The sequence below is a fragment of the Streptomyces cinnamoneus genome (assembly GCF_002939475.1).
Classification (GTDB): domain Bacteria; phylum Actinomycetota; class Actinomycetes; order Streptomycetales; family Streptomycetaceae; genus Streptomyces; species Streptomyces cinnamoneus_A.
The window spans coordinates 1,968,328-1,990,854 of sequence record NZ_PKFQ01000001.1 but is presented as its reverse complement, the minus strand read 5'-3'; the positions used below and the strand labels follow the sequence as shown (position 1 = coordinate 1,990,854).

The 22,527-nt window shown below is 74.5% G+C and carries 21 protein-coding genes; 6 read left to right on the top strand and 15 right to left on the bottom strand.

Annotation, left to right across the window (positions count from 1 at the left end):
* Position 1 precedes the first annotated feature (1 nt).
* From CYQ11_RS08250 to CYQ11_RS08240, 3 genes are all read right to left on the bottom strand, one after another.
* A complete protein-coding gene (locus CYQ11_RS08250) occupies positions 2 to 1,324 on the bottom strand; it encodes an NAD(P)/FAD-dependent oxidoreductase (RefSeq protein ID WP_099200819.1) in 1,323 nt (440 codons plus the stop codon).
* Between the two features lie 178 nt (positions 1,325 to 1,502).
* Positions 1,503 to 2,399 carry a TIGR01777 family oxidoreductase gene (locus CYQ11_RS08245; protein WP_099200820.1) on the bottom strand — a complete coding sequence of 299 codons (897 nt, stop codon included), beginning with the start codon at positions 2,397 to 2,399 and terminating at the stop codon, positions 1,503 to 1,505.
* Positions 2,399 to 2,917 carry a DUF4240 domain-containing protein gene (locus tag CYQ11_RS08240; protein WP_181143835.1) on the bottom strand — a complete coding sequence of 173 codons (519 nt, stop codon included), beginning with the start codon at positions 2,915 to 2,917 and terminating at the stop codon, positions 2,399 to 2,401. The genes CYQ11_RS08245 and CYQ11_RS08240 overlap by 1 nt, the downstream gene beginning before the upstream one ends.
* A gap of 273 nt (positions 2,918 to 3,190) precedes the next feature.
* On the opposite strand from CYQ11_RS08240, the gene CYQ11_RS08235 reads away from it, so the two are divergent.
* Positions 3,191 to 4,078 (top strand): SDR family oxidoreductase, encoded by an 888-nt coding sequence (locus CYQ11_RS08235; protein ID WP_240003548.1) that lies wholly within the window; start codon positions 3,191 to 3,193, stop codon positions 4,076 to 4,078.
* A gap of 31 nt (positions 4,079 to 4,109) precedes the next feature.
* Here CYQ11_RS08235 and CYQ11_RS08230 read toward each other — a convergent pair whose 3' ends face one another.
* From CYQ11_RS08230 to CYQ11_RS08205, 6 genes are all read right to left on the bottom strand, one after another.
* Positions 4,110 to 5,105, bottom strand: coding sequence for a helix-turn-helix transcriptional regulator (locus CYQ11_RS08230; protein WP_099200905.1), 996 nt, complete (start codon positions 5,103 to 5,105; stop codon positions 4,110 to 4,112).
* A 271-nt stretch (positions 5,106 to 5,376) separates the two neighbouring features.
* Positions 5,377 to 6,000, bottom strand: coding sequence for a GntR family transcriptional regulator (locus CYQ11_RS08225; RefSeq protein WP_099200822.1), 624 nt, complete (start codon positions 5,998 to 6,000; stop codon positions 5,377 to 5,379).
* A 141-nt stretch (positions 6,001 to 6,141) separates the two neighbouring features.
* Positions 6,142 to 7,899 carry a 2-oxoglutarate dehydrogenase, E2 component, dihydrolipoamide succinyltransferase gene (sucB, locus tag CYQ11_RS08220; RefSeq protein ID WP_104650974.1) on the bottom strand — a complete coding sequence of 586 codons (1,758 nt, stop codon included), beginning with the start codon at positions 7,897 to 7,899 and terminating at the stop codon, positions 6,142 to 6,144.
* Positions 7,900 to 7,948: 49 nt separating this feature from the next.
* A complete protein-coding gene (gene lpdA / locus CYQ11_RS08215; RefSeq protein ID WP_099200823.1) occupies positions 7,949 to 9,337 on the bottom strand; it encodes a dihydrolipoyl dehydrogenase in 1,389 nt (462 codons plus the stop codon).
* Between the two features lie 294 nt (positions 9,338 to 9,631).
* Positions 9,632 to 11,167, bottom strand: a complete 1,536-nt coding sequence (locus CYQ11_RS08210) for a leucyl aminopeptidase (RefSeq protein ID WP_099200824.1) — start codon at positions 11,165 to 11,167, stop codon at positions 9,632 to 9,634.
* 144 nt (positions 11,168 to 11,311) lie between these two features.
* Entirely contained in the window at positions 11,312 to 12,109 is a 798-nt protein-coding gene (locus tag CYQ11_RS08205; RefSeq protein ID WP_099200825.1) for an adenosylcobinamide-GDP ribazoletransferase, read from the bottom strand.
* A 66-nt stretch (positions 12,110 to 12,175) separates the two neighbouring features.
* On the opposite strand from CYQ11_RS08205, the gene CYQ11_RS08200 reads away from it, so the two are divergent.
* Positions 12,176 to 12,913: a hypothetical protein gene (locus tag CYQ11_RS08200; RefSeq protein WP_099200826.1), complete on the top strand. Its 738-nt coding sequence runs from the start codon at positions 12,176 to 12,178 to the stop codon at positions 12,911 to 12,913.
* Here CYQ11_RS08200 and CYQ11_RS29465 read toward each other — a convergent pair.
* The 4 genes from CYQ11_RS29465 to CYQ11_RS08180 all read right to left on the bottom strand — a co-directional run bounded on the left by CYQ11_RS29465 (position 12,880) and on the right by CYQ11_RS08180 (position 17,788).
* On the bottom strand, positions 12,880 to 13,599 hold the full coding sequence (locus tag CYQ11_RS29465) for a hypothetical protein (protein WP_181143610.1): 720 nt from the start codon (positions 13,597 to 13,599) through the stop codon (positions 12,880 to 12,882). The genes CYQ11_RS08200 and CYQ11_RS29465 overlap by 34 nt on opposite strands.
* Positions 13,596 to 15,362, bottom strand: a complete 1,767-nt coding sequence (locus CYQ11_RS08190) for a phosphatidylglycerol lysyltransferase domain-containing protein (RefSeq protein WP_099200827.1) — start codon at positions 15,360 to 15,362, stop codon at positions 13,596 to 13,598. The genes CYQ11_RS29465 and CYQ11_RS08190 overlap by 4 nt, the downstream gene beginning before the upstream one ends.
* A gap of 81 nt (positions 15,363 to 15,443) precedes the next feature.
* Positions 15,444 to 16,490, bottom strand: coding sequence for a nicotinate-nucleotide--dimethylbenzimidazole phosphoribosyltransferase (locus CYQ11_RS08185; protein WP_099200828.1), 1,047 nt, complete (start codon positions 16,488 to 16,490; stop codon positions 15,444 to 15,446).
* Positions 16,491 to 16,588: 98 nt separating this feature from the next.
* Complete coding sequence (locus CYQ11_RS08180; RefSeq protein ID WP_181143609.1) at positions 16,589 to 17,788, bottom strand: bifunctional adenosylcobinamide kinase/adenosylcobinamide-phosphate guanylyltransferase; 1,200 nt, start codon at positions 17,786 to 17,788, stop codon at positions 16,589 to 16,591.
* Between the two features lie 147 nt (positions 17,789 to 17,935).
* On the opposite strand from CYQ11_RS08180, the gene CYQ11_RS08175 reads away from it, so the two are divergent.
* Complete coding sequence (locus CYQ11_RS08175) at positions 17,936 to 18,148, top strand: hypothetical protein (protein ID WP_099200829.1); 213 nt, start codon at positions 17,936 to 17,938, stop codon at positions 18,146 to 18,148.
* 52 nt (positions 18,149 to 18,200) lie between these two features.
* Here CYQ11_RS08175 and CYQ11_RS08170 read toward each other — a convergent pair whose 3' ends face one another.
* Both CYQ11_RS08170 and CYQ11_RS08165 read right to left on the bottom strand, forming a co-directional pair.
* The gene (locus CYQ11_RS08170; protein ID WP_341533609.1) at positions 18,201 to 18,956 is read right to left on the bottom strand and encodes a class I SAM-dependent methyltransferase; all 756 of its coding nucleotides are present in this window, start codon (positions 18,954 to 18,956) and stop codon (positions 18,201 to 18,203) included.
* A gap of 41 nt (positions 18,957 to 18,997) precedes the next feature.
* The gene (locus tag CYQ11_RS08165; protein WP_099200831.1) at positions 18,998 to 19,600 is read right to left on the bottom strand and encodes a DUF3043 domain-containing protein; all 603 of its coding nucleotides are present in this window, start codon (positions 19,598 to 19,600) and stop codon (positions 18,998 to 19,000) included.
* Between the two features lie 283 nt (positions 19,601 to 19,883).
* Between CYQ11_RS08165 and CYQ11_RS08160 the strand changes: the two genes are divergently transcribed.
* The 3 genes from CYQ11_RS08160 (at position 19,884) to CYQ11_RS08150 (ending at position 22,519) form a co-directional block, all read left to right on the top strand.
* The gene (locus CYQ11_RS08160; protein WP_099200832.1) at positions 19,884 to 20,660 is read left to right on the top strand and encodes a PspA/IM30 family protein; all 777 of its coding nucleotides are present in this window, start codon (positions 19,884 to 19,886) and stop codon (positions 20,658 to 20,660) included.
* A gap of 119 nt (positions 20,661 to 20,779) precedes the next feature.
* Positions 20,780 to 21,058: a PspA-associated protein PspAA gene (gene pspAA, locus CYQ11_RS08155; RefSeq protein ID WP_099200833.1), complete on the top strand. Its 279-nt coding sequence runs from the start codon at positions 20,780 to 20,782 to the stop codon at positions 21,056 to 21,058.
* 147 nt (positions 21,059 to 21,205) lie between these two features.
* Positions 21,206 to 22,519, top strand: coding sequence for a sensor histidine kinase (locus tag CYQ11_RS08150; protein WP_099200834.1), 1,314 nt, complete (start codon positions 21,206 to 21,208; stop codon positions 22,517 to 22,519).
* Positions 22,520 to 22,527 lie beyond the last annotated feature (8 nt).

Below are 22,527 nucleotides of genomic sequence, written 5' to 3'. Positions count from 1 at the left end.
CCTAGGCCGCCCGCAGCACCTGCGTGCCGTGCCCCGGCCGGATCCCCAGGTCGCGCAGGACGGCCTGGGCCGCCCGGCGGCCGGAGGACAGGGCGCCCTGGACCGTGCTCGTCTCCCGGTGGTCCCCGCAGACGTACAGGCCCGACAGCAGGCGCACCGGCCGGCGGATGTCGTGGGGGGCCGGCATGGCGGGGACCGCGTCCGGGTCGTGGTGGGCGGCCAGCAGCCGCCAGGAGGCGGTCGAGGTGTTGTAGACCCGGGCCAGCTGCGCCCGGGCCGCCCGGTCCAGCTCGGCGGTGGGCAGGGCGGCGGCGGGGCCCAGCACGGTCGACGTCACCAGGGCGCGGCCGAGGGGCGCGCGGTCGGGGTCCACCTCGCTGGCCACCGTGGTGTGGGCGACGGGGCCCCGGCGGCCCGTGGTGAGGACCAGGGAGGCGTCCCGCAGCGGCGGCTCGTCGGCGGCGTGGTGGAGGATCGTCACGGGGTGGAAGCCCGGCAGCCGCAGGCCGGGGATCAGCTCGGCGGCGGCCCGCGCGCCGGTGGCCACGATGACCGAACGGCAGGGGACGTCGCCGTGCTCGGCGGTGCCGACGGACGTCGTCGCCACGCACTTGGCGTGCACGCCCGTGTGGAGCGTGTCCGCGGGCAGCCCGCCGGCCAGCAGGTCCGCGATGGTCCCCGCGCCCCCCGCCGGGAGACACAGCCGGCCGCGCGCGAAGCCGCGCAGCACCAGGTCGGCGCACCGGCTGGACGTCGTCAGGTCCGGGTCGCACAGCAGGGAGACCAGCAGGGGGCGGAGGAAGCCCTCGACGGTGCGGCCGGGCAGGCCGCGGCCGCCCAGGGTGGCGGCCGTGGGGCGGTCCGGCCGGGCCAGCATCCGCTCGCTGGGCAGCGCGGCAAGGCGGGCCAGTGCCACGCCGAGCCGCGCTTGATCGAGGCCGGCGCTGCGCGGGGCGCGGGCGGCGGCGAAGGCGCGCGCCGTGGTGAAGGCGCGCTTGGCACCGCGGAGTTCTCCGGTGCGGTGGTTGCGGCCGTCCGCGTGGACCAGCACGCCGGGGGTGAAGGGGCGCAGTTTGAGCGCTTCGAGGCCAGGGGTGCGCGTCAGCTCGGGGAAGGACGTGTTGAGCAACTGGCCGGTGCGGTCGAGGCGGAAGCCGTCGACCTCGTCGGTCGTCATGCGGCCGCCGGGGCGGGACTCCGCCTCGAGGACCGCGACGCTCACCCCGGCGCCGGTGAGATGGTGAGCCGCCGAGAGGCCGGCGAGGCCGGCCCCCACGATGACGACGTCAGCGTGGTGTGCGGTGTCGCGTGCGCTGCTGAGCACGTGCCCTCCCGGGGTCGGTCCGCTCTCGCTCGGGGGCCTGATGCCCTCAACCGGGGGCGGCGATGCGCGAGTTCGCCTCGACCGTAGAGAGAATTCCGGTCAATAACAGTCGCGCACGAACAGAGCACGGTCGCACAGCGGTCGCACGGGCGGGGTCCGGTGCGGGGGCCGTACCCCGTCAGCTGTCGGTCAGCGCCGCGCGTACGGCGCTCTCGGCGTCCGGGTACGCGAAGGAGAAGCCGGACGCCTCCAGTCGCCGGGGCAGCACCCGCCGGCTGGCCAGCACTTCCCCGGCCATCTCGCCCAGCGCCAGTCTGAGCGCCGGAGCGGGCGCGGGCAGCAGCGTCGGACGCTTCAGCACGCGCCCCAGCGCCTCGGTCACCTCGCGGTTGGTCGCGGGCCGGGGAGCGGTGAGGTTGAAGGGACCGGAGAGGCCGGGGGAGTCCAGGAGGTGGCGCACGGCCGCGACGTGGTCGGACAGGGCGATGAAGCTCCAGTACTGCGCGCCGTCGCCGATCCGGCCGCCGAGACCGGCCCGGAACAGCGGCAGGAGACTGCCGAGGGCACCGCCCTGACGGCTCATCACCAGTCCCGTCCGGATGACGACCGTACGGACGCCCGCCTCGGCGGCCGCGCCCGTCGCCTCCTCCCAGTCCCGGCAGACGTCGCTCAGGAAGCCCCGGCCCGGCGGGGTGTCCTCGTCGATCACTGCGTCGCCGGCGTCGGGGTAGATGCCGATCGCGCCGGCGCTGACCAGCACCCGGGGCGGCTCGGCCAGCGACGCCACCGCCTCGGCGATCGTCCCGGTGCCGTGCACGCGGCTGTCGCGGATCTCCTTCTTGTAGGCGGCCGTCCAGCGGTGGTCGCCGATGCCGGCGCCGGCGAGGTGGACGACGGCGTCGCAGCCCTCCAGCGCGCCCGGCGCCACGTACTGGCGCGAGGGATCCCACCGGGCCTCGTCCTCCCCGCGCGGCGCGCGCCGCACCAGGCGCACGACTCGGTGACCGTCCGCTTCGAGGGACCGCACGAGCGCCCCGCCGATGACCCCGGACGAGCCGGTGACCGCCACCCGCATCAGGCCCTGAACCTCTCCCAGAGCCGGGGGAACCGCTCCGCCAGCGCGGCCTCGTCCTCCAGGTCGAACGGGGTGCCGAGCGGCTCGGCCGGCTGCGGCGCGAGGCCCAGGTCGGGCGTCTCCGTGCCGGTCAGCTGCTCGTACGCCTCGTCCGCCGCGTAGCCCAGGTCCTCCCCGTCCCCGTCGACCTCGTCGTCGAAGTCGTCGAGGAGCTCGGCGAGCTGGTCGGGGTCGTGGACGGCGCCCTCGAAGACCTCTCTGCCCTGCCCGATCAGCCAGCACCGGAAGTAGTCGAACACGTCGTCGCTCGCACCGTTCAGCAGCACGGCGGCCGCGCCCCACAGGTCCCAGAGGTAGGCGCGGTTGTAGCGCGACTCGAAGTGCCGGGCGAAGTCCAGCACGTCCTCCGGCTCCAACTGCGTCAGGCTCTCGACCAGGACGTCGGCCTGGTCCTCGGGGTCTCCCTCGGCGGCGTCACGTGCGGTGTCGATCAGCTCCCAGAACTCCGTCTCGTCCATCACGGCACCAGCATCGGTCCTGCCGGTGCCCCACGCACCCGGAGGGGACCGGATGCGGCCGTGTTGTTACCGGTGGCTCTGGGACGAGGTGGCGGTCATACCCGACAGGAGGTGTCCGGATTCGGTGCGAAGGTCGTCCGCGGCACCGAGGAGGACCGAGTGAGAGGACGCGTCGTCGTGACCGCATCGGAGAACGTGACCGCACCGCAGGACCCGGCGGCGAGGGAGGAGAAGGAGCCGGCCGGGGCCGGCCGGCGCACGCTCGAGGGCAGGATCGCGCTGGTCGCCGGGGCGACCCGGGGCGCGGGCCGGGCCATGGCCGTCGAGCTGGGGGCGAGGGGCGCCGTCGTCTACGTCACGGGGCGCACGACGCGCGAGCGGCGCAGCGAGGTGGGGCGGGCCGAGACCGTCGAGGAGACCGCCGAGCTGGTGACCGCCGCCGGCGGCACCGGCGTCGCCGTGCCGACCGACCACCTGGAGCCCGCGGCGGTCGAGGCCCTGGCCCGGCGCGTCGACGGGGAGCAGGGACGGCTGGACGTCCTCGTCAACGACGTGTGGGGCGGGGAACACCTGATCGAGTTCGGGAAGAAGGTGTGGGAGGCCGACCTGGCCAAGGGTCTGCGGATGCTGCGGCTGTCCATCGACACCCACGCCATCACCAGCCACTTCCTGACGCCGCTGCTGATCCGCCGGCCCGGCGGGCTGCTCGTCGAGGTCACGGACGGCACGGAGGAGTTCAACCGGACCTACCGGGAGAACCTCTTCTACGACCTCGCCAAGTGCGCGCCGATCCGGATGGCCTTCGGGCTGGCCCAGGAGCTGGAGGAGTACGGGGCCACGGCCGTGTCGCTCACTCCGGGGTTCCTGCGCTCGGAGCAGATGCTCGACCACTTCGGGGTGACGGAGGCGAACTGGCGGGACGCGGTGAGCGCGGAACCGCACTTCGCCATCGCCGAGTCGCCCGCCTACGTCGGCCGGGCCGTCGCCGCGCTCGCGGCCGATCCGCGGCGGGACCGCTGGAACGGGCGGTCGCTCTCCAGCGGGGAGCTGGCCCGGGAGTACGGCTTCACGGACGTGGACGGCTCGCGACCGGACGCCCAGGCCTACTTCCGGGACGTGGTCTTCGGGGGGAAGGAGGCGTCGGCGGAGGAGTACCGGTAGGACCGGGACGGCGTGCGCCTCCCCCCGTCCGTCAGGGGGAGGGCTCGCCGGACGCGTCCCGGTCGTAGAGCGCGGCAGCCCGCGCCGCCGCCCGGGCGAAGCGGTCCCGCAGTTCCGGCGGGTCCAGCACCTCCGCCTCGGGCCCCAGCGCCAGCAACTGGTCGTAGGCGACCTCCAGCGTCTCCACCGCCAGCGTGACGGTGACGCGCTGCCGCGCGTCGGGCCCCGGCGCCGCGGCCAGCGCCCGACGCGCCTCGGCGCGGTCGGTGACGTGCGGCAGCCGCCGCGCCCCCTCGGGGGTCAGCCGGAGCCCGACCGTCTCCCGCAGGATCGAGCGGGCGAACTCGGCGGCCCGCTCCTCCCAGAACTCCGGCAGGTCGAAGGACTCCTCGCGGTCGAAGTGCTCCTCGCCGGCCGTCGCCGCGACGAAGCGGTCCAGGCGGTAGACGCGGAAGGCACCCTCCGGCACGCGGGCCGCCAGGTACCACACGCCCCCCTTGAGCACGAGCCCGTAGGGCTCCAGCACCCGCTCGGCCTCGGTCTCGCGGCGCCGGTAGCGGGCCGTCAGACGGAGGTCGTCCCAGACCGCGCGCGCGACCGCCGGCAGCAGCGGCGGCGGGTCGGCGGACTGCCACCAGGCGGGGGCGTCGAGGTGGAAGCGCTGGGCGGCGCTCGCGGGGGCGTCGCTCAGTTCGGGCAGCAGCGCGGCCGACACCTTGAGCCTCGCTGCGGAGGCGACGTCCGCCAGGCCCATCTCGCGCAGCGCGGAGGGCACCCCGGAGAGGAAGAGGGCTTCGGCCTCGGTGCGGTCCAGGCCGGTGAGGCGGGTGCGGTAGCCGCCGACGAGGCGGTAGCCGCCGGCCCGGCCGCGATCGGCGTAGACGGGCACGCCGGCCTCGGACAGGGCGAGGACGTCCCGGGCGACCGTGCGCTCCGAGACCTCCAGCCGCCGCGCCAGCTCCGGGCCCGTCGTGGACGCCCGCGACTGGAGCAGCAGCACCAACTTGATCAACCGGGCCGCACGCATGCCCCCCATGATGCGGGAGCGGGGCGCGACGACAGGAACCCGCGTGCCAGTCAGGGCAACGAATGAACGCGCGGGGTCCTGTCGTCACCCCTGAGCCGTTCCGCGACACAGGACAGGGCGCGCGGACGGCTCCGGCGGAGACGATACGCCTCTGATCGATGATCGATCAACGCCAGATGAGGAGAAACCGGGGGGAAAACAGGGAGGAGGGGTGAAGATCGGGTGTCGGCCGAGGCCGCCGGCCGCTCGGCCGGGCCCGCCGGAGCCCTGGTCAGACCCGCGGGGCGCAGCTCAGGACGTGCGTCCTGAGCAGCTCACCGATCTTCGGGTCCCGTCGCTCGAACGCCCGGACGATCTCCGCGTGGTCCTCGGCGTGGGCGCGTGGCTGGGGGCTCAGCCAGCGGATGGACAGCGCCGTCCACACCTCGATGCCCAGCGACTCCCAGGTGTGCAGCAGCACCGCGTTGCCCGCGGCCCGGACGATCGCGCGGTGGAAGGCCACGGTGTGACGCGCCTGCGCCTCGCTGTCGCCTGCCCGGTCGGCCACCCGGAGCGCGGCCACCTCGGCCTCCAGCGCCGAGACGTCCCCCGCCAGCGCGTCCGCCGCCAGCTCGGCCGCCACCTGCTCCAGGCCCGCCCGCACCGGATAGCTCTCCTTGAGGTCCGCGGCGGTCAGCTCCCGGACCCGGACGCCCTTGTTGGGGGCGGACTCGATCAGCCGCAGCGACTCCAGCTCGCGCAGCGCCTCGCGCACCGGGGTCTGGCTCACCAGCAGCTCGGCGGCGATCCGCCGCTCCACGATCCGCTCGCCCGGCTGCCAGCGCCCGTTCACGATCCCCTCCAGGATGTGCTCGCGGATCTGGTCGCGCAGCGAGTGGACGACGGGTGGTGCCATGGGTGCTCCTCAGCGGGCGGGTTCGCCACGTCGGTGGGCGGAACAGCATTATCGCGGCAGCACAAAGGGCGCGGCCCCGGTCGTACGGATACGAACCGGGGCCGCGCCCTCAGCCTTGTGCGCGCACAGAGTGCCTGCGGATCAGAGACCGATCTCGGTCTCGAACTCCGCCGCCTCCAGGATCTGCTTGACCGCGGTCAGGTAACGGGCCGCGTCGGCGCCGTCCACCAGACGGTGGTCGTAGGAGAGCGTCAGGTAGGTCATGTCGCGGACGGCGATGACCGTGCCCTCGGCGGTCTCGACGACCACCGGGCGCTTGACCGTGGCACCGATGCCCAGGATGGCGACCTGGTTCGGGGGCACGATGACCGTGTCGAACAGCGCACCGCGCGAGCCGGTGTTGCTGATCGTGAAGGTCGCGCCGGACATCTCGTCCGGGCTGATCTTGCTGGTGCGGACCTTGCCGGCCAGCTCCGCGGTCTTCTTGGCGATGCCCGCGATGTTGAGGTCACCCGCACCCTTGATGACCGGGGTCATCAGGCCCTTCTCCGAGTCGACGGCGATGCCGACGTTCTCGGAGTCGAAGTAGGTGATGGTGTTCTCGTCCTCGTTGATCCGGGCGTTGATGACCGGGTGGGCCTTCAGCGCCTGGACGGCGGCCTTGACGAAGAACGGCATCGGGGACAGCTTGACGCCCTCACGGGCGGCGAAGGCGTCCTTGGCCTTGTTGCGCATCCGCATGATCTTGGTGATGTCCACCTCGACCACGGAGCTCAGCTGCGCCTGGCTGTGCAGCGCCTTCATCATGTTGTCGGCGATGACCTTGCGCATGCGCGGCATCTTGACCGTCTGACCGCGCAGCGGGGAGACCTCGAGGGCCGGGGCCTTCGGGGCGGCCGCGGCGGCCGGGGCGGCGGCCGGAGCCGGAGCCGCGGCCTTGGCGGCCTCGGCGGCGGCGATGACGTCCTGCTTGCGGATGCGACCACCGACACCGGTGCCCGCGACGGTGCTCAGGTCGACGCCGGACTCGGCGGCGAGCTTGCGCACCAGCGGGGTGACGTAGGCGCCGTCAGCCGCCGGGGCGGCGGCCGGAGCGGCGGCCGGGGTCACCGGCGCGGGGGCCGGGGCGGCCGGAGCCGGAGCAGCCGGGGCCGGAGCCGGGGCGGCGGCCGGGGCCGGGGCGGCGGGGGCCGGAGCCGGAGCGGCCGGAGCCGGAGCAGCCGGGGCGGCGGCGGGGGCGGGGGCGGCCGGGGCGGCGGGCGCGGCGGCGGCCGGAGCCGCACCGGCGGCGCCGATCACGGCCAGCTTGGCGCCGACCTCGGCGACGTCGTCCTCGCCGACGAGGATCTCGAGCAGCACACCGGAGGCCGGGGCCGGGATCTCGGTGTCGACCTTGTCGGTCGAGACCTCGAGCAGCGGCTCGTCCTCGGTGACCTCCTCGCCGACCTCCTTCAGCCAGCGGGTGACGGTGCCCTCGGTGACCGACTCGCCCAGGGCGGGCAGCACGACGTCGGTGCCGGAGGCGCCGCCGGCCGGGGCGGCGGGCGCCTCGGCGGCCGGAGCCGGAGCAGCGGGGGCCTCGGCCGCGGGGGCCTCGGCCGCGGGGGCCTCGGCGGGGGCCTCGGCGGCGGCCGGAGCCGCAGCCGGGGCCGGGGCGCCGGTGCCGTCGTCGATGACGGCGAGCTCGGCGCCGACCTCGACCGTCTCGTCCTCGGCCACCTTGATGTGGGCGAGGATGCCGGCCGCGGGGGCCGGGATCTCGGTGTCGACCTTGTCGGTGGAGACCTCGAGCAGCGGCTCGTCGGCCTCCACGCGCTCACCCTCGGCCTTGAGCCATCGGGTGACGGTGCCCTCGGTCACGCTCTCGCCGAGCGCCGGCAGGGTTACGGAAACCGCCATGATTGCGGTTGCTCCTTACGGTTAGTGCGGATGGTGGTGCGCTCGGGACTTAGTCGTGCGAGTGCAGCGGCTTGCCGGCCAGGGCCAGGTGGGCCTCACCGAGAGCCTCGTTCTGCGTCGGGTGCGCGTGGATGAGCTGCGCGACCTCGGCCGGCAGCGCCTCCCAGTTGTAGATCAGCTGGGCTTCGCCGACCTGCTCACCCATACGGTCGCCGACCATGTGGACGCCGACCACGGCACCGTCCCGCACCTGGACGAGCTTGATCTCGCCCGCGGTCTTCAGGATCTTGCTCTTGCCGTTGCCGGCGAGGTTGTACTTCAGAGCGACGACCTTGTCGGCGCCGTACAGCTCCTTGGCCTTCGCCTCGGTGATGCCGACCGAGGCGACCTCCGGGTGGCAGTACGTGACGCGGGGCACGCCGTCGTAGTCGACCGGCACGGGCTTGAGCCCGGCCAGACGCTCCGCAACCAGGATGCCCTCCGCGAAGCCGACGTGCGCGAGCTGGAGGGTCGGGACGAGGTCACCGACGGCCGAGATGGTCGGCACGTTGGTCTGCATGTACTCGTCGACGAGGACGTAGCCGCGGTCCATCGCGACGCCGGCCTCCTCGTAGCCCAGGCCCTGGGAGACCGGGCCGCGGCCGACGGCCACGAGCAGCAGCTCGGCCTCGAAGGTCTTGCCGTTCTCCAGCGAGACCTTCACGCCGTCGGCGGTGTACTCCACGCCGGAGAAGCGCGAACCGAGGGAGAAGTTGATGCCGCGCTTGCGGAAGGCGCGCTCCAGCAGCTTGGAGCTGTTCTCGTCCTCGACCGGGACGAGGTGGGGGAGCGCCTCGACGATGGTGACGTCGACGCCGAAGGACTTCCACGCGGAGGCGAACTCGACGCCGATGACGCCGCCGCCCAGCACGATCGCGGACTTCGGCACGCGGTCCAGGACCAGGGCGTGGTCGGAGGAGATGACGCGGTCGCCGTCGATGGTCAGGCCCGGCAGCGACTTCGGCACGGAGCCGGTGGCCAGCAGGACGTGGCGGCCGTGGACGCGCTCACCGTTCACGTCGACGGACGTGGGGGAGGACAGGCGGCCCTCACCGGTGATGTAGGTGACCTTGCGCGAGGCGACCAGGCCCTGCAGACCCTTGTACAGGCCCGAGATCACGTCGTCCTTGTACTTGTGGACGCCCGCGATGTCGATGCCCTCCAGGGAGGCCTTGACACCGAACTGCTCGGCCTCGCGAGCCTGGTCGGCGACCTCGCCCGCGTGCAGCAGAGCCTTGGTGGGGATGCAGCCGCGGTGCAGGCAGGTGCCGCCCAGCTTGTCCTTCTCGATCAGGGCGACGTCGAGACCCAGCTGCGCTCCACGCAGGGCAGCGGCGTAACCGCCGCTACCGCCTCCGAGGATCACTAGGTCGAAAACGGTGCTGGCGTCGTTCGCCACGTCACGTCCTCCATGCATGGGTACGCCGGAGCCGGTCGTCGATGACCGGGCGGCGGCTGTCTTTCGGCCGCTTTTGGTCGGCCCTGTGTTTAAGGGGGCCCTGTCCTGCCGAGACAACATCTTCGCACTTGTTGACGGGCGGCGGGACGCCGGGCCGGGCTGAGGGACGACGGATGCGTCACCTTCGAGGGTTACTCGCGCGTAGGAGCCCGCGTTGACGTTGAGGTTTCGTCGAGAGCGAACGCACGCCGTACGGACCGGGTCGCACCCCGGTCCATACGGCGCGAATCGACCTCAGCCCAGGTCGCCGGCGGCGGTGCGCTCGGCCAGCCGCACCAGCGTGCGGACCGCGGAGCCGGTGCCGCCCTTGGGGGTGTAGCCGTACGGGGCGCTCTCGTGGAAGGCCGGGCCCGCGATGTCCAGGTGGGCCCAGGTGATGCCCTCGCCCACGAACTCCTGGAGGAAGAGGCCGGCGACCAGGCCGCCGCCCATGCGCTCGCCCATGTTGGCCATGTCGGCGACCGGGGAGTCCATGCTCTTACGCAGGTCGGCGGGGAGCGGCATCGGCCAGGCCTGCTCGCCGACCTCCTCGGCGATCTCGTACAGCGAGGTGCGGAACGCGTCGTCGTTCGCCATCACACCGAAGGTGCGGTTGCCGAGCGCGAGGACCATGGCACCCGTGAGGGTGGCGACGTCCACGATCGCGTCCGGGTTCTCCTCCGAGGCGCGGGTGAGGGCGTCGGCCAGGACCAGCCGGCCCTCGGCGTCGGTGTTGAGCACCTCGACGGTCTTGCCGCTGTACATGCGCAGCACGTCGCCCGGACGGGTGGCGTTGCCGGAGGGCATGTTCTCCGCGAGGGCCAGCCAGCCCGTGACGTTGACCTCCAGGCCGAGCCGGGCGACGGCCACGACGGCGGCGAGGACGGCGGCGGCGCCGGCCATGTCGCACTTCATGGTCTCGTTGTGGCCGGCCGGCTTCAGCGAGATGCCGCCCGAGTCGTAGGTGATGCCCTTGCCGACCAGGGCCAGGGTCTTGGCCGCCTTGGGGTGGGTGTAGGCGACGCGCACCAGGCGCGGCGGGTTGTCCGAGCCCTGGCCGACGCCCATGAGGCCGCCGAAGCCGCCCTTGAGCAGCGCCTTCTCGTCCAGCACCTCGACCTTGAGGCCGAACTCCTTGGCCGCGGCCTGGGTGTGGGCGGCGAAGGCCTTGGGGTTGAGGTCGTTGGAGGGCATGTTGACGAGGTCGCGGGCGCGGTTGACCTCGGCGGCCACGGCCTGGGCCCGCTCGACGGCGGCCTTGGACGCCTTGTCGCGGGGCTTGGCGCCCAGGATCGTCGCCTCGGCGAGCGGGGCGGACTTGTCGTTCTTGGCGCCCTTCCCGCTCTTGCCCGCGGTGCCCCGGTAGGCCGTGAAGGCGTACGCGCCGAGGACGACGCCCTCGCCGACGGCCGCGACGGACTCCGCGTCCGGGACGGGCAGCGCGAACGCGGCCTTCTTGGTGCCGGTCAGCGTGCGGGCGGCGACGCCCGCGGCGCGGCGCAGCGCCTCCTCGGCGAAGCCGTCGCCGTCGGCGGGCAGGTCGCCGAGGCCGACCGCCAGCACGACCGGCGCCTTGATGCCGGCGGCGGCGGGCAGCTTGGTCACCTCGCCCTCGCCGCCGGAGGCGCCGAGGGTCTCCAGGACGGTCGCCAGCTTTCCGTCGAAGGCGTTGTCGACGGCCTCGCCGCCGGGGGCGACGACGGGTCCCTTCGGGCCCTTGGCCACGCCGACGACGACGGCGTCCGCGCGCAGCGTCGCCGCGCTGGAGGTGCTGAGAGTCAGAGCAGTCACGGTGGTGGGTGTCCCTACTTCCGTCGAGTTCCTCGGCCGCTGGGGGTGATGGGCCGGCCGCACCCTGCGCCATCGTATGCGTCATGCATCCGTCGCCCGGGGCCGGGCCGTCCGGCACGCGAGAGCGTATCCCCGCCGGGGCGCTCAGCCCAGGGTCAGGGCGAGGAGGGCGACGGTGCCGGCGGTTTCGGCCAGGGCGCCGAAGACGTCTCCGGTGACGCCGCCGAACCTGCGCCGGCAGTGACGCAGCATCAGCTCGCCGGCGCCCAGCGCGAGGAGCACGGCCACCGCGCCGTGCACCGCGCCGTACCGGCCGAGGAGCGCGCCCGCGGCCGCGGCCGCGCCGGCCGAAAGCGCCGTGGCGGTCAGCGCGGCCGGCAGGGGCACCGTTCCCGCCACGGCCGCGCCCAGCCCCTCCGGCCGGGCGGCCGGCACCCCGGCGCGGGAGGCGAGCGTCAGGGCGCAGCGGGCGGCGAGGGCGGCGGTGATGGCCCCGAGGGCCCCGGCCGTCGCGCTCCGGCCGTACAGGCTGTCGAGCGCCGCGACCTGGCCGAGGAGGGTCAGCAGGAGGGCGACGACGCCGAACGGGCCGATGTCGGACCGCTTCATGACGCGCAGCGCGTCCTCGGCGGGCTTGCCGCTGCCCAGTCCGTCGGCGACGTCGGCCAGCCCGTCCAGGTGCAGGGCCCGGGTGAGCACGGCCGGCACGGCGACGGTGGCCACGGCGGCCGGCAGCGAACCGGCGCCCAGCAACAGGAACAGCGTGCCGACGGCGGCGGCGCAGAAGCCCACGACGAGCCCGGCCAGGGGGGCCGCGAGCATCCCGCCGCGGGCGGCGGGGCGGTCCCACCGGGTCAGCCGCACCGGCAGCACCGTCAGGGTGCCGAAGGCGAAGCGCAGGGCGTCGCCGGGGGTGGGCCGGGCGGAGGTCGTGTCGGTCATCGCGGGCAGGGTATCGGGCCGGTTCCGGCAGTACGTTGGCCGGGAGGCACGACGCGGGAGCGGAACATGGGTCACTGGCTGGCACGGAACATCGTCGACCCGGGCAAGCTGCCGCTCCTGCTGGCGCTCACCTCCTTCGTGCTCACCTTTCTCGTCACCCGCGTCATCACCCGCCTCATCCGGGCCGGGCGGGGGCCCTTCCGCAACATCCGGCCGGGCGGGCTGCACGTGCACCACGTGGTGCCCGGCGTGGTGCTGATGGTGGTGGGCGGCTTCGGGGCCGTCGCCGAGGGGCAGCACGGCGTGGGGGCGGCCGTCTCGGCCGTGCTGTTCGGGGCGGGCGCCGGGCTGGTGCTGGACGAGTTCGCGCTGGTCCTGCACCTGGACGACGTGTACTGGACCGAGCAGGGCCGCAAGAGCGTGGAGATCGTGGTGCTGACGGCGGCGCTGGTGACGCTGCTGCTCGCCGGCTTCCTGCCGTTCGGCGTCAACGAGCTGACGCCGGACGAGCTGCACGACCGGGGCATCGTGGTCGCGAACGTGTCGGTCAACTTCCTGATCGCGCTGTTCGCCCTGGCGAAGGGCAAGCCGCGGATGGCCCTGATCGGGGCCGTGGTGCCGTTCGTGGCCCTGGTCGGAGCGGTGCGGCTGGCCCGGCCGGGCTCCCCGTGGGCGCGGCGCTTCTACCGCAACAGGCCCCGGGCCCGGCGCCGGTCGCGCGTGCGCGCCTACCGGCACGACGCGCGCTGGGCGGCGGTGCGGAACCGGCTTCACGACCTGGTGGCGGGCGCCCCCGACCGCTGATCCCGCTCCCGGTGGGCGTCCCGGCGGGGCTTGTGGCGCCGGCGGACCTCGTCGGCGCCGCACGCCACGAGCATCGCCGCGACGGCGGCGATGTGCTCCTTGCCGGCGAGGTTGGGCTTGACGAGCGCCTCGCCGACCATGGCCAGCACCACCAGGCCGCAGGTGAACCAGGCGCGGTAGCGCCAGGAGACGTAGACCGCGAGGCCCACGACCGCCGCCGACGGGCCGGTGTCGATCACCTTGGCGGCCTCCGGCGGCAGTCCCAGGAGGGAGGCGGGGCCGATGGCGATGGCGAGGCGGGCGTACATCGTCCCCGCCAGGGTGGCGAGGTAGCCGACGGCCAGGGTGCGCCCCATGCCCAGGCACGCCTCGGCGATCCCGAAGACGAGCAGGAGCTGCGCCAGCGCCCCCCACACCGGGAGGTCCAGTGCGGGGACGAACAGCGACAGGGGGGTGCGCAGCAGGGCGAGCCACCACGGCAGCTGGGCCTGGACCGAGCCGATCCGCTGGACGGGCTGGAAGCCCCAGGGCTGGTTCTGGACGATCTGGAAGACCGCGGTGAGGGCCACGGCCGTGAGGGTCATGGGGACCGCCCTCAGCCGTTCGCGGGCGAACGTCCCCCACACGGCCGTATAGAGCGGGCCCCATTCGGTGCGCGCGGCGCGGAGCAGCGCCGCGCGGTTCATCGCCGGCTCTCCAGGTGTTTGCGGTTGAGCCACTTGGGCAGGCCGGGGGCCTCCAGGAAGCCCTCGGCCCGGGCGCCGGCGACGCCGATCCTCAGCAGGTCACTGCTCTTCTCGAACAGCATGAAACGAGGCTCCCAGATGGGACGGTATTTCGCATTTGCTCGGTAGAGCGATTCGATCTGCCACCAGCGGGAGAAGAAGCTGAGCAGCGAGCGCCACATCCGCAGCACCGGGCCGGCGCCCAGCTTGGAGCCGCGCTCGAAGACCGAGCGGAACATCGCGAAGTTCAGCGACACCTGGGTGACGCCCAGCGACACGGCCCGCTGGAGCAGTTCGATGACCATGAACTCCATCAGGCCGTTCTCCGAGTCCCGGTCACGGCGCATCAGGTCCAGCGACAGCCCCTTGGGGCCCCACGGCACGAAGCTGAGCAGGGCCCGCAGCCGGCCCTCGGCGTCGTGGCACTCGAGCATCACGCAGCGGCCGTCGTCCGGGTCGCCGAGACGGCCCAGCGCCATGGAGAAGCCGCGCTCGGTCGCGCCGTCGCGCCAGTCGTCGGCGCGGCGCAGCAGCTCGGCCATCTCCGGCTCGGGAATGTCCTCGTGCCGCCGCACGGTGACGGTGTAACCGGCGCGCTTGACGCGGTTGTAGGCCTGGCGCACGGTGCGCATCGCCCGGCCGTCGAGGGTGAACTCGGCGGTGTCCACGATGGCCTCGTCGCCCAGCTCCAGGGCGTCCAGGCCGTGCCGGGCGTAGATCGTGCCGCCCTCCTCGCTCGCGCCCATGACGGCGGGGATCCAGCCGTGCTCGCGCGCCTGGGTCAGCCACGGCTCGATGGCCCCGGGCCAGGCCTCGGGGTCGCCGATGGGGTCGCCGGAGGCCAGGGAGACGCCGCCGAGGACGCGGTAGGTGACCGCCGCCTTGCCGGAGGGGGACCAGATGACGCTCTTCTCGCGGCGCAGCGCGAAGTAGCCGAGCGAGTCCCGGTCGCCCCACCGGTCGAGCAGGCCGCGCAGGCGCGTCTCGTCCTCGGCGGTGAGCGGGTCGGTGGCCCGGCGGGAGCGGAAGGCCGCGAAGACGACGAGGATCAGCAGGACCGTGCTCATCACGTTGATGACGACGTCGACCCAGCCGGGAGGGGCGATGCCCGCGTAGCGCGAGTCGTCGGCGGCGATCGAGATCAGCCGCATCACGCCGTAGTGCCAGCGGTCGAGGAAGGTGGACCGCTGCTCGTCGGTGGCCTCGTTGGTGACGGTGACCAGGCCGGCGGCGATCAGCGAGGTGACCAGCAGGCCGCCCGCCGCGACGGCCGAGGCCAGCTTGGGGTTGGACCGGTCCCCCTTGGCGTAGAACTCCCGCCGGCCCACCAGCAGCGCGGTCACGAACAGGGCCGTGAGCACCAGCGAGATCCAGTTCAGGCCGTGCCGCCGGAACTCGGGGAAGGCCATCACGAAGGCCAGCAGGAGCAGCAGCAGCCCGGCCAGCACCAGGTTGAGGATCCACGCGGCCCGCTTGCGCCGGCGCAGGGTGATCGCCATGAACAGCGACACCAGCGCCGGCGAGAAGCCCGCCGCCAGCAGGTAGGGGGTGAAGAACTCCTCGACGTTGTGGCGGCGGATGTCCGTCCCGAAGGACACCCAGACCGCGCCGAGCAGATTGATGAACGTGACGACGCGCAGGTACCACACGGCGAAGCCGGCGGCACGCCGCTGCCAGACGCCGTCGCGGACGCTCTCATCCGGAGTCAAACGGACTTCTCCCATGAAAATTGATCATATGGGGCCCATGTGCGGCGGGATTCCGTGCGCTCACGACGTGCCCGGCCACCGGCCGTCCGTCCGCCGTCAGGCGTGCTCGGGGAGTTCCGCCGCCAGGGCCGCGGCCGCCTGCACCAGCGGCAGAGCCAGCAGCGCCCCTGTCCCCTCGCCCACAGTGACGCCGTGATCGAGGAGAGGGTTGAGCGCCATCCGGTCCAGCGCCTTCGCCTGGGCCGGATCGCCGGCCGCCTGCCCCGCCAGCCACCAGTCCGGGGCCCGGAACGCCACCCGCTGGCCCACCAGCGCGGCCGCGGCGCAGACCACGCCGTCGAGGATCACCGGGGTGCGGCGCACGGCGCTCTGGAGCAGGAAGCCCGTCATCGCCGCGAGGTCCGCGCCGCCCACGGCCGCCAGCAGCTGGAGCTGGTCGCCCAGGACCGGGCGGGCCCGGCGCAGCGCGTCGCGGATCGCCGCGCACTTGCGCATCCACGCCAGGTCGTCGATACCGAAGCCGCCCCGCCCGGTGACCACGGAGGCGTCCGTCCCGCACAGCGCGGCGATCAGGACCCCCGCGGCGGTGGTGCCGCCGACGCTCAGGTCACCGAGGACCACGAGGTCCGTGCCCGAGTCGGCCTCCTCGTCGGCCACCGCCATCCCGGCGCGGAACGCCCGCTCCGCCTCCTCGGCGGTCAGCGCGTCCTCGACGTCGATCCGGCCCGAACCGCGCCGCACCCGGTGCCGCGTGACGTCCCCGGGCAGGTCGGCCGGGTCGCAGTCCAGCGACATGTCCACGACGCGCAGCTCCACGCCGGCCCGCCGGGCCAGGATCGCGCCGGTGCCGAGGCCGTCGAGCGCCGCGCGCACGAGCGTCCGCGCGCCCTCCGCCGGGCCGCCCGAGACACCCAGCTCCGCGACGCCGTGGTCGCCGGCGAACAGCACCGCCTTGGGGCGCGTCACCGGCTTCACCGGCACCGCCCCCTGGGCGGCGGCGAGCCACTCGCCGAGCTCGTCCAGCCGCCCCAGGGCGCCGGGCCGCGGCCCGATCCGCTCCCGCCGCTCCTCGGCGTCCCGGCGCACACCGGAGTCGGGGCGCTCGATCAGCGTGGCGAAGTCATCAAGATTCAGACCGCTCATCCGCGAAACACTACCCGCGCGAGGTGACGGTATCCCCGGTGCGGGGCGGGGCCCGTGGGGCGCCGGGGCGCTCCCGGGGCCGCCGCGTCGCGGCGGTCTCACCCGCGCAGCGGCAGCGCCTGTCCCGCGACCACCAGCACCACGTGCTCGCACTCGTCCCCGACCATGGCGTTCAGCCGCCCCAGCTCGTCCCGGAAGCGCCGCCCCGACGCCGTCGCGGGCACCACGCCCGAGCCCACCTCGTTGCTCACCAGCACCACGGTGCGCGGCGTGGCCCGTATCGCCGCCACCAGCTCCGCCACCCGCCCGGCCAGCGCCGCCGCCCCGCCGTTGTGCCAGGTGGCGTCGTCCCACGCCCCGACGGAGTCCATCGCGTCGGTCAGCCACAGCGCCAGACAGTCGATCAGCAGCGGCGGACCGTCCGCCGCCAGCAGCGGGACCAGGTCGCAGGTCTCCGCCGTGCGCCAGGAGCCGGGGCGGCGCTCGCGGTGGCGGGCCACCCGCGCCGCCCAGTCGAGGTCGCCCTCGCGGGAGCCGCTGGTGGCCACGTAGAGCACGCCGGGGAAGGCGTCCAGCCGCCGCTCGGCCTCCACCGACTTGCCCGAGCGGGCCCCGCCCAGCACCAGCGTCCGCCGCGGCACATCCGGCACGGCGTGGAAGTCGCCGACGACGAGCGTGGTGCCGTCCGGCACCGCCCGGGCCCCCACCGCGGCCAGCCGCCGGTGCAGCTCGCGGCCCGGCGGAGTGTCGTGGTCGAGGTGCACCGCGACGACGTCCGTCGTCGGCCCGGCCGCGCCCGTCTCCCGCAGGCGGGCCAGGGCGTCCGGCCGTCCCACCGCGTCGAGCAGCACCATCGCGTACGGGCCCGGCGCACCGGACATCCCGGCGGGCGCGCCGCCCGGCGGCAGGTACAGCAGCCGCTCCCCATCGGGGCCCGTCACCTCGTAGCCCGTGCCGGGCGCGTCCAGGGCCACCGCCCGCACCCGGTGCCCGCTGATCACCGACAGCTCACGCCCGTCCGGCACCCGCACCGGCGTGGGCAGCCCGGCCGGGAACTCCACGGCGGGCCCGTCGTGCGGGTGCGAGAGCAGCACCTGCCGCACCCCGGCGACGGACCGCCCGGCGCGGGCCGCGGCGAAGGCCGGCCCGGGCGTGAGGTCCAGCAGCAGGGCGTCGTCCACGAGCAGGGCGGTCGCCGCCCGCGCGTCGTCACCGGTCGCGGTGGCGCAGGAGGCGCAGGGGCAGCCGGGGCGCGGCAGCCCCTCGGGGGCCCCGGTGCCGAGGAGAGTCAGTTCCACCCACTGATCGTCTCGCGTCGGCGGGCGGCGGGCGCGCGGGGCTCACCCTTTCTCGTCCGTCACGGCCCGTTAGGCTTCGGTCGCAGGACACTCCGAACGACGCGTAGCGCGGGACGACGTGGGAACCAGCAGCCCCAGGAGGCGGACATGGTGTGGACGTGGCGGTTCGAGAAGGCCGACGGCACGGAGGTCGCCCCGGCCGTGGAGCCGGAGGAGTTCACGACGCAGGGGGACGCGGAGTCCTGGGTCGGCGAGGTGTGGCGCGCCCTCATGGACGGCGGTGTGGACCAGATCCGGCTGTTCGAGGACGACACCGAGATCTACGGCCCGATGAGCCTGCACGCCGCGGCCGAGGGCTGAGGGCCGGTGTGCCGGCCGGGTCCGTGGACGTGACGGGCCCGGCCCGCTCCGGTCAGCCGCCCCGCACCCCGCACAGGTGCAGCAGCGCCGCCACCGCGCGGTAGGGGTCGGTGCGGCCCGCCCGGTCCTCGGCGGCGAGCAGGCGCTCCAGCTCCGCGCCGGAGGGCGGCGGCGCCTCGTCGGGCGCGAGGTCGCAGAAGACGCGCACGCCGTACCAGGCGTGCAGCGGTGCCCCGATCCCGGCCAGGGTGGCCGTCAGGGTCTCCCGGCGGTCCGCCCGTACCTCCAGCCCGATCCGGTTGGTGTAGGCGGGGGAGTCGAAGGCCGCCAGGGCGGTGTCCCAGTCGCCGGCCAGGCCCGGCCGCATGGCCAGCGCGTCGGCGTTGCGCACGAGCAGCGACAGCAGCCCGCCCGGGGCGAGCACGCGCGCCAGCCCGGCGAGCATCGGGTCCGGCTCCGGCACGTACATCAGGACGCCGTGGCACAGCACGACGTCGAAGGCGCCCGGCAGGAAGTGGGCGCCGGCCTCGCGGCCGTCCCCCTCGACCAGCCGGACGCGCTCGCGGATGCCCTCGGGCTCGCCGGCCAGCGCCCCGCGCACGGCGTCCAGCATCCGCGGGTCGCTCTCCAGCCCGGTCACCTCGTGGCCGGCCCGGGCCAGCCGCAGCGCCTGCGTGCCCTGGCCGGGGCCGACGTCGAGGACGCGCAGCCGCCGGCCCACGGGGAAGCGCGCCGCTATCTGCTCGTCCACCTGCCGGGCGACCAGCTCCTGGCGGACGGTGTTCCGCAGCCCCCCGAGCCCCCTCAGCCACCCCTCGGCGCCGCCCCCGAAGCCCGGTGAGAGGGCGCTCAGGGTCGCTCCCCGCGCTTGACCTTCGGCTTGGGCAGGCGCAGACGGCGGACCTGGAGGGTGCGCATGAGCGCGTACGGGACGGCGCCCCGGACGTTCTCGCCGGGGAAGCGCTGGGCGAGGGCACGCTTGAGGGTGAGACCCGTGATCACGGAGTTGATCACGATCAGGGCGATCACGATCATCCACAGCAGCAGCACGTAGGTCTGGAACTGACCCCGGTTGACCATGCTCAGGATGAGGATCAGCACGGCCAGCGGCAGGAAGAACTCCGCCACCGAGTAACGGGAGTCGACGTAGTCCCGCGCGAAGGAGCGCACCGGGCCCTTGTCGCGGGCGGGCAGGTACCGCTCGTCCCCGCTGGCCAGGGCCTCCCGCTGACGGGCGAGGTCGGCGCGGCGCGCCTCGCGCGAACGCTTGGCCGCGTCCTTGCGGTTGGCCGGTGCGGCGGCCTGGGAACGGCGCTGCGAGTTGGCCTCGCTGCGCTTGGGGGTCGGGCGGCCCTTGGGGGCCTGCGGGTCACGGGGCTGCTTCGGCTGGTCCGGGGTCACGGCTTCGTTGACCTTGGCGGACCGCTCTTCCTTGGAACGGCTTCGGAACACGGGACCCAAGGGTACGGGCTTGGGACCTTCTGCCCCAGCCCGGCCGGGCACGATACGACAACGGCCGTCCGCCGCCCTCCGCCGCGGGGCGCCCCTGGGGTGCCTTCTACTCCTTGCGCCGGAGGGAGCGGCTTCCTGATCGTCCTGCAGGAGGAGCGCATAGGAGCCCGAACAGTGCGGTAATGGAAGCAGGGCCCGTACTGTGGGTTCTGATAGTTGTGGTGGAGCCTAAGCCCGATCTATTTCGGTCAGAAGGGGGCGCGCGAGGCCCATGAGCGGTGTCATGAAGCGGATGGGGATGATCTTCCGCGCGAAGGCCAACAAGGCCCTGGACCGGGCCGAGGACCCGCGCGAGACCCTCGACTACTCGTACCAGAAGCAGCTCGAACTGCTGCAGAAGGTGCGCCGCGGCGTCGCCGACGTGGCGACGTCCCGCAAGCGCTTGGAGCTCCAGCTCAACCAGCTCCAGAGCCAGTCGTCCAAGCTGGAGGACCAGGGCCGCAAGGCGCTGGCACTCGGCCGGGAGGACCTCGCCCGCGAGGCGCTCACCCGGCGGGCCGCGCTCCAGCAGCAGGTCAGCGATCTGGAGACCCAGCACCAGACCCTCCAGGGCGAGGAGGAGAAGCTCACGCTCGCCTCCCAGCGCCTCCAGGCGAAGGTCGACGCCTTCCGCACGAAGAAGGAGACGATCAAGGCCACGTACACGGCGGCCCAGGCCCAGACCCGGATCGGCGAGGCCTTCTCGGGCATCTCCGAGGAGATGGGCGACGTCGGCATGGCCATCCAGCGCGCCGAGGACAAGACGGCCCAGCTGCAGGCCCGCGCCGGCGCCATCGACGAGCTGCTCGCCTCGGGCGCGCTCGACGACCCGACCGGCATGGCCAAGGACGACCTCACCGCCGAGCTGGAGCGCATCTCCGGCGGTTCGGACGTGGAGCTGGAGCTCCAGCGGATGAAGGCGGAGCTGTCGGGCGGCGGCCAGAAGCCGGCCATCGAGGGCGGCGCCGCGGGGCAGGCCGGCGAGCAGCAGCACAACCAGCACCGCTTCGACAAGGGCTGACCGGCACCACGCGAGCGGGCGGCGCAGTTCCAGTGCGCCGGCCACGAGCGTCTGCCCCGAGCGCCGACCCGACGAGCAGAGCCCGACGAGCAGAGCCGACCACGAGCCTGGGAGACGTCATGATCGTACGGATCATGGGGGAGGGACAGGTGAAGCTGGCCGACAGCCACTTCACCGAGCTGAACAAGCTGGACGACGAACTGCTCGACGAGATGGAGAGCGGTGACGAGGAAGGCTTCCGCCGCACCCTGGGGGCCCTGCTGGAGGCGGTGCGCCGGCTGGGCACCCCCTTGCCCGACGACGCCCTGGAACCCTCCGAGCTGATCCTGCCCGCCCCCGACGCCTCCCTCGCGGAGGTCCGCGCGATGCTCAGCGACGACGGCCTCATCCCCGGCTGAGCCGCTCCCTTCCGGCCGGCCCGGCCGTCCGGCGCGCGTCCCGCCCCCGTCACCCTCCGTGCGGGGGCGCCGCCGCGTCGCACGGCGGCCGCCGTGCCACGCTTGCCCCGCACCCCGCCCGGCCGGACCGCCGTCGATCGGATCGCGATGACCTCCCTCGCCGCCACGGGCCTGGCCCGCCCGCACCGCTGGCTGCGCGCCCACCCGCTGGCCGCCGACACGCTGCCGGCCGCCGCCGTCCTGGCGGTCATCCTGCTGGGCGTCTACGTGAGCCCGCGCGGCGGCCCGCAGCGCCCGCCCGACGCCCTGTTCCTGCTCTCGGCCGCGGCGGCCTGCGCCGCCCTCGTGGCACGCCGCCGCGCACCGCGCGCCGTCGTCGCGATCACCTCCGCCCTCACGGTCCTCGTCACCGTCGTCCCCCGCGAGGGGCCGCCGCGCACCCACGTCGCCCTGGCCGTGGCGGTGGCCCTCTACACGGTCGCCTCCCGCACCGAGCGCCCCACCGCCTGGCGCATCGTCGCCGGCACCGTCGCCGCCCTCACCGGCACCGTCATGCTCTTCGGCCCGCCGCCCTGGTACGCGCAGGAGTACTTCGGCCTGGTCGCCTGGACCGGCATGGCCGGCGCCGCCGGGGACGCGGTCCGCAGCCGCCGGGCCTACGTCGCGGCGATCGAGGAGCGGGCCGTGCGGGCGGAGCGCACGCGCGAGGAGGAGGCCCGGCGGCGCGTGGCCGAGGAGCGGCTGCGCATCGCCCGTGAGCTGCACGACGTCGTCGCCCACCACATCGCCCTGGTCAACGTCCAGGCCGGCGTCGCCGCGCACATCATGGACAGCCGGCCCGAACAGGCCAAGGAGGCCCTGGCCCACGTCCGCGAGGCCGGCCGCTCGGCCCTGGAGGAGCTGCGCGCCACGGTCGGCCTGCTGCGCCAGTACGGCGACCCCGAGGCGCCCACCGAGCCGGCGCCGGGGCTGGGCGTGCTGGACCAGCTCGTCGATGGGTTCGCCCGGGTGGGCCTGCGCGTGGAGGTGAACGTGGCCTCCAGCCTGCCCGGCGGGCCGGGGGCCTCGGCGAGCGCCGCCGAGGCCGCGGGGGTCGTCGGGCCGCTGCCGGGGGCCGTCGACCTGACCGCCTACCGGGTGCTCCAGGAGGCGCTGACCAACGTGCACAAGCACGCGGGGCCCGGCGCCCGGGCCCAGGTCGCCGTGGTGCGCAGCCCCCGGAGCCTGGTCCTGACCGTGCTCGACGACGGCGCCGGGGGCGGGGACGGCCCGTCCGTGGACCTCATCGGCGGCCCGGCCGGCGGCCACGGGCTGATCGGCATGCGCGAGCGGGCGGTCGCGCTCGGCGGCACCTGCGAGGCGGGCCCGCGCGGCCGCGGCACGCCCGGCTTCCAGGTCCGGGCCGTGCTGCCCCTCCAGAGCCGTGCGGAGGCGGCCGTCCCGGCCCCCGGCGAACCCTAGGCTGGGCG

Bases quoted from the DNA above. Each gene is read 5' to 3' on its own strand.
- CYQ11_RS08245 (WP_099200820.1), bottom strand. From the start codon at position 2,399: ATGCGGGTGGCGGTCACCGGCTCGTCCGGGGTCATCGGCGGGGCGCTC.
- CYQ11_RS08240 (WP_181143835.1), bottom strand. From the start codon at position 2,917: ATGGACGAGACGGAGTTCTGGGAGCTGATCGACACCGCACGTGACGCC.
- CYQ11_RS08230 (WP_099200905.1), bottom strand. From the start codon at position 5,105: ATGCGTGCGGCCCGGTTGATCAAGTTGGTGCTGCTGCTCCAGTCGCGG.
- CYQ11_RS08225 (WP_099200822.1), bottom strand. From the start codon at position 6,000: ATGGCACCACCCGTCGTCCACTCGCTGCGCGACCAGATCCGCGAGCAC.
- sucB (WP_104650974.1), bottom strand. From the start codon at position 7,899: ATGGCGGTTTCCGTAACCCTGCCGGCGCTCGGCGAGAGCGTGACCGAG.
- CYQ11_RS08205 (WP_099200825.1), bottom strand. From the start codon at position 12,109: ATGACCGACACGACCTCCGCCCGGCCCACCCCCGGCGACGCCCTGCGC.
- CYQ11_RS08200 (WP_099200826.1), top strand. From the start codon at position 12,176: ATGGGTCACTGGCTGGCACGGAACATCGTCGACCCGGGCAAGCTGCCG.
- CYQ11_RS29465 (WP_181143610.1), bottom strand. From the start codon at position 13,599: ATGAACCGCGCGGCGCTGCTCCGCGCCGCGCGCACCGAATGGGGCCCG.
- CYQ11_RS08190 (WP_099200827.1), bottom strand. From the start codon at position 15,362: ATGGGAGAAGTCCGTTTGACTCCGGATGAGAGCGTCCGCGACGGCGTC.
- CYQ11_RS08185 (WP_099200828.1), bottom strand. From the start codon at position 16,490: ATGAGCGGTCTGAATCTTGATGACTTCGCCACGCTGATCGAGCGCCCC.
- CYQ11_RS08175 (WP_099200829.1), top strand. From the start codon at position 17,936: ATGGTGTGGACGTGGCGGTTCGAGAAGGCCGACGGCACGGAGGTCGCC.
- CYQ11_RS08160 (WP_099200832.1), top strand. From the start codon at position 19,884: ATGAAGCGGATGGGGATGATCTTCCGCGCGAAGGCCAACAAGGCCCTG.
- pspAA (WP_099200833.1), top strand. From the start codon at position 20,780: ATGATCGTACGGATCATGGGGGAGGGACAGGTGAAGCTGGCCGACAGC.
- CYQ11_RS08150 (WP_099200834.1), top strand. From the start codon at position 21,206: ATGACCTCCCTCGCCGCCACGGGCCTGGCCCGCCCGCACCGCTGGCTG.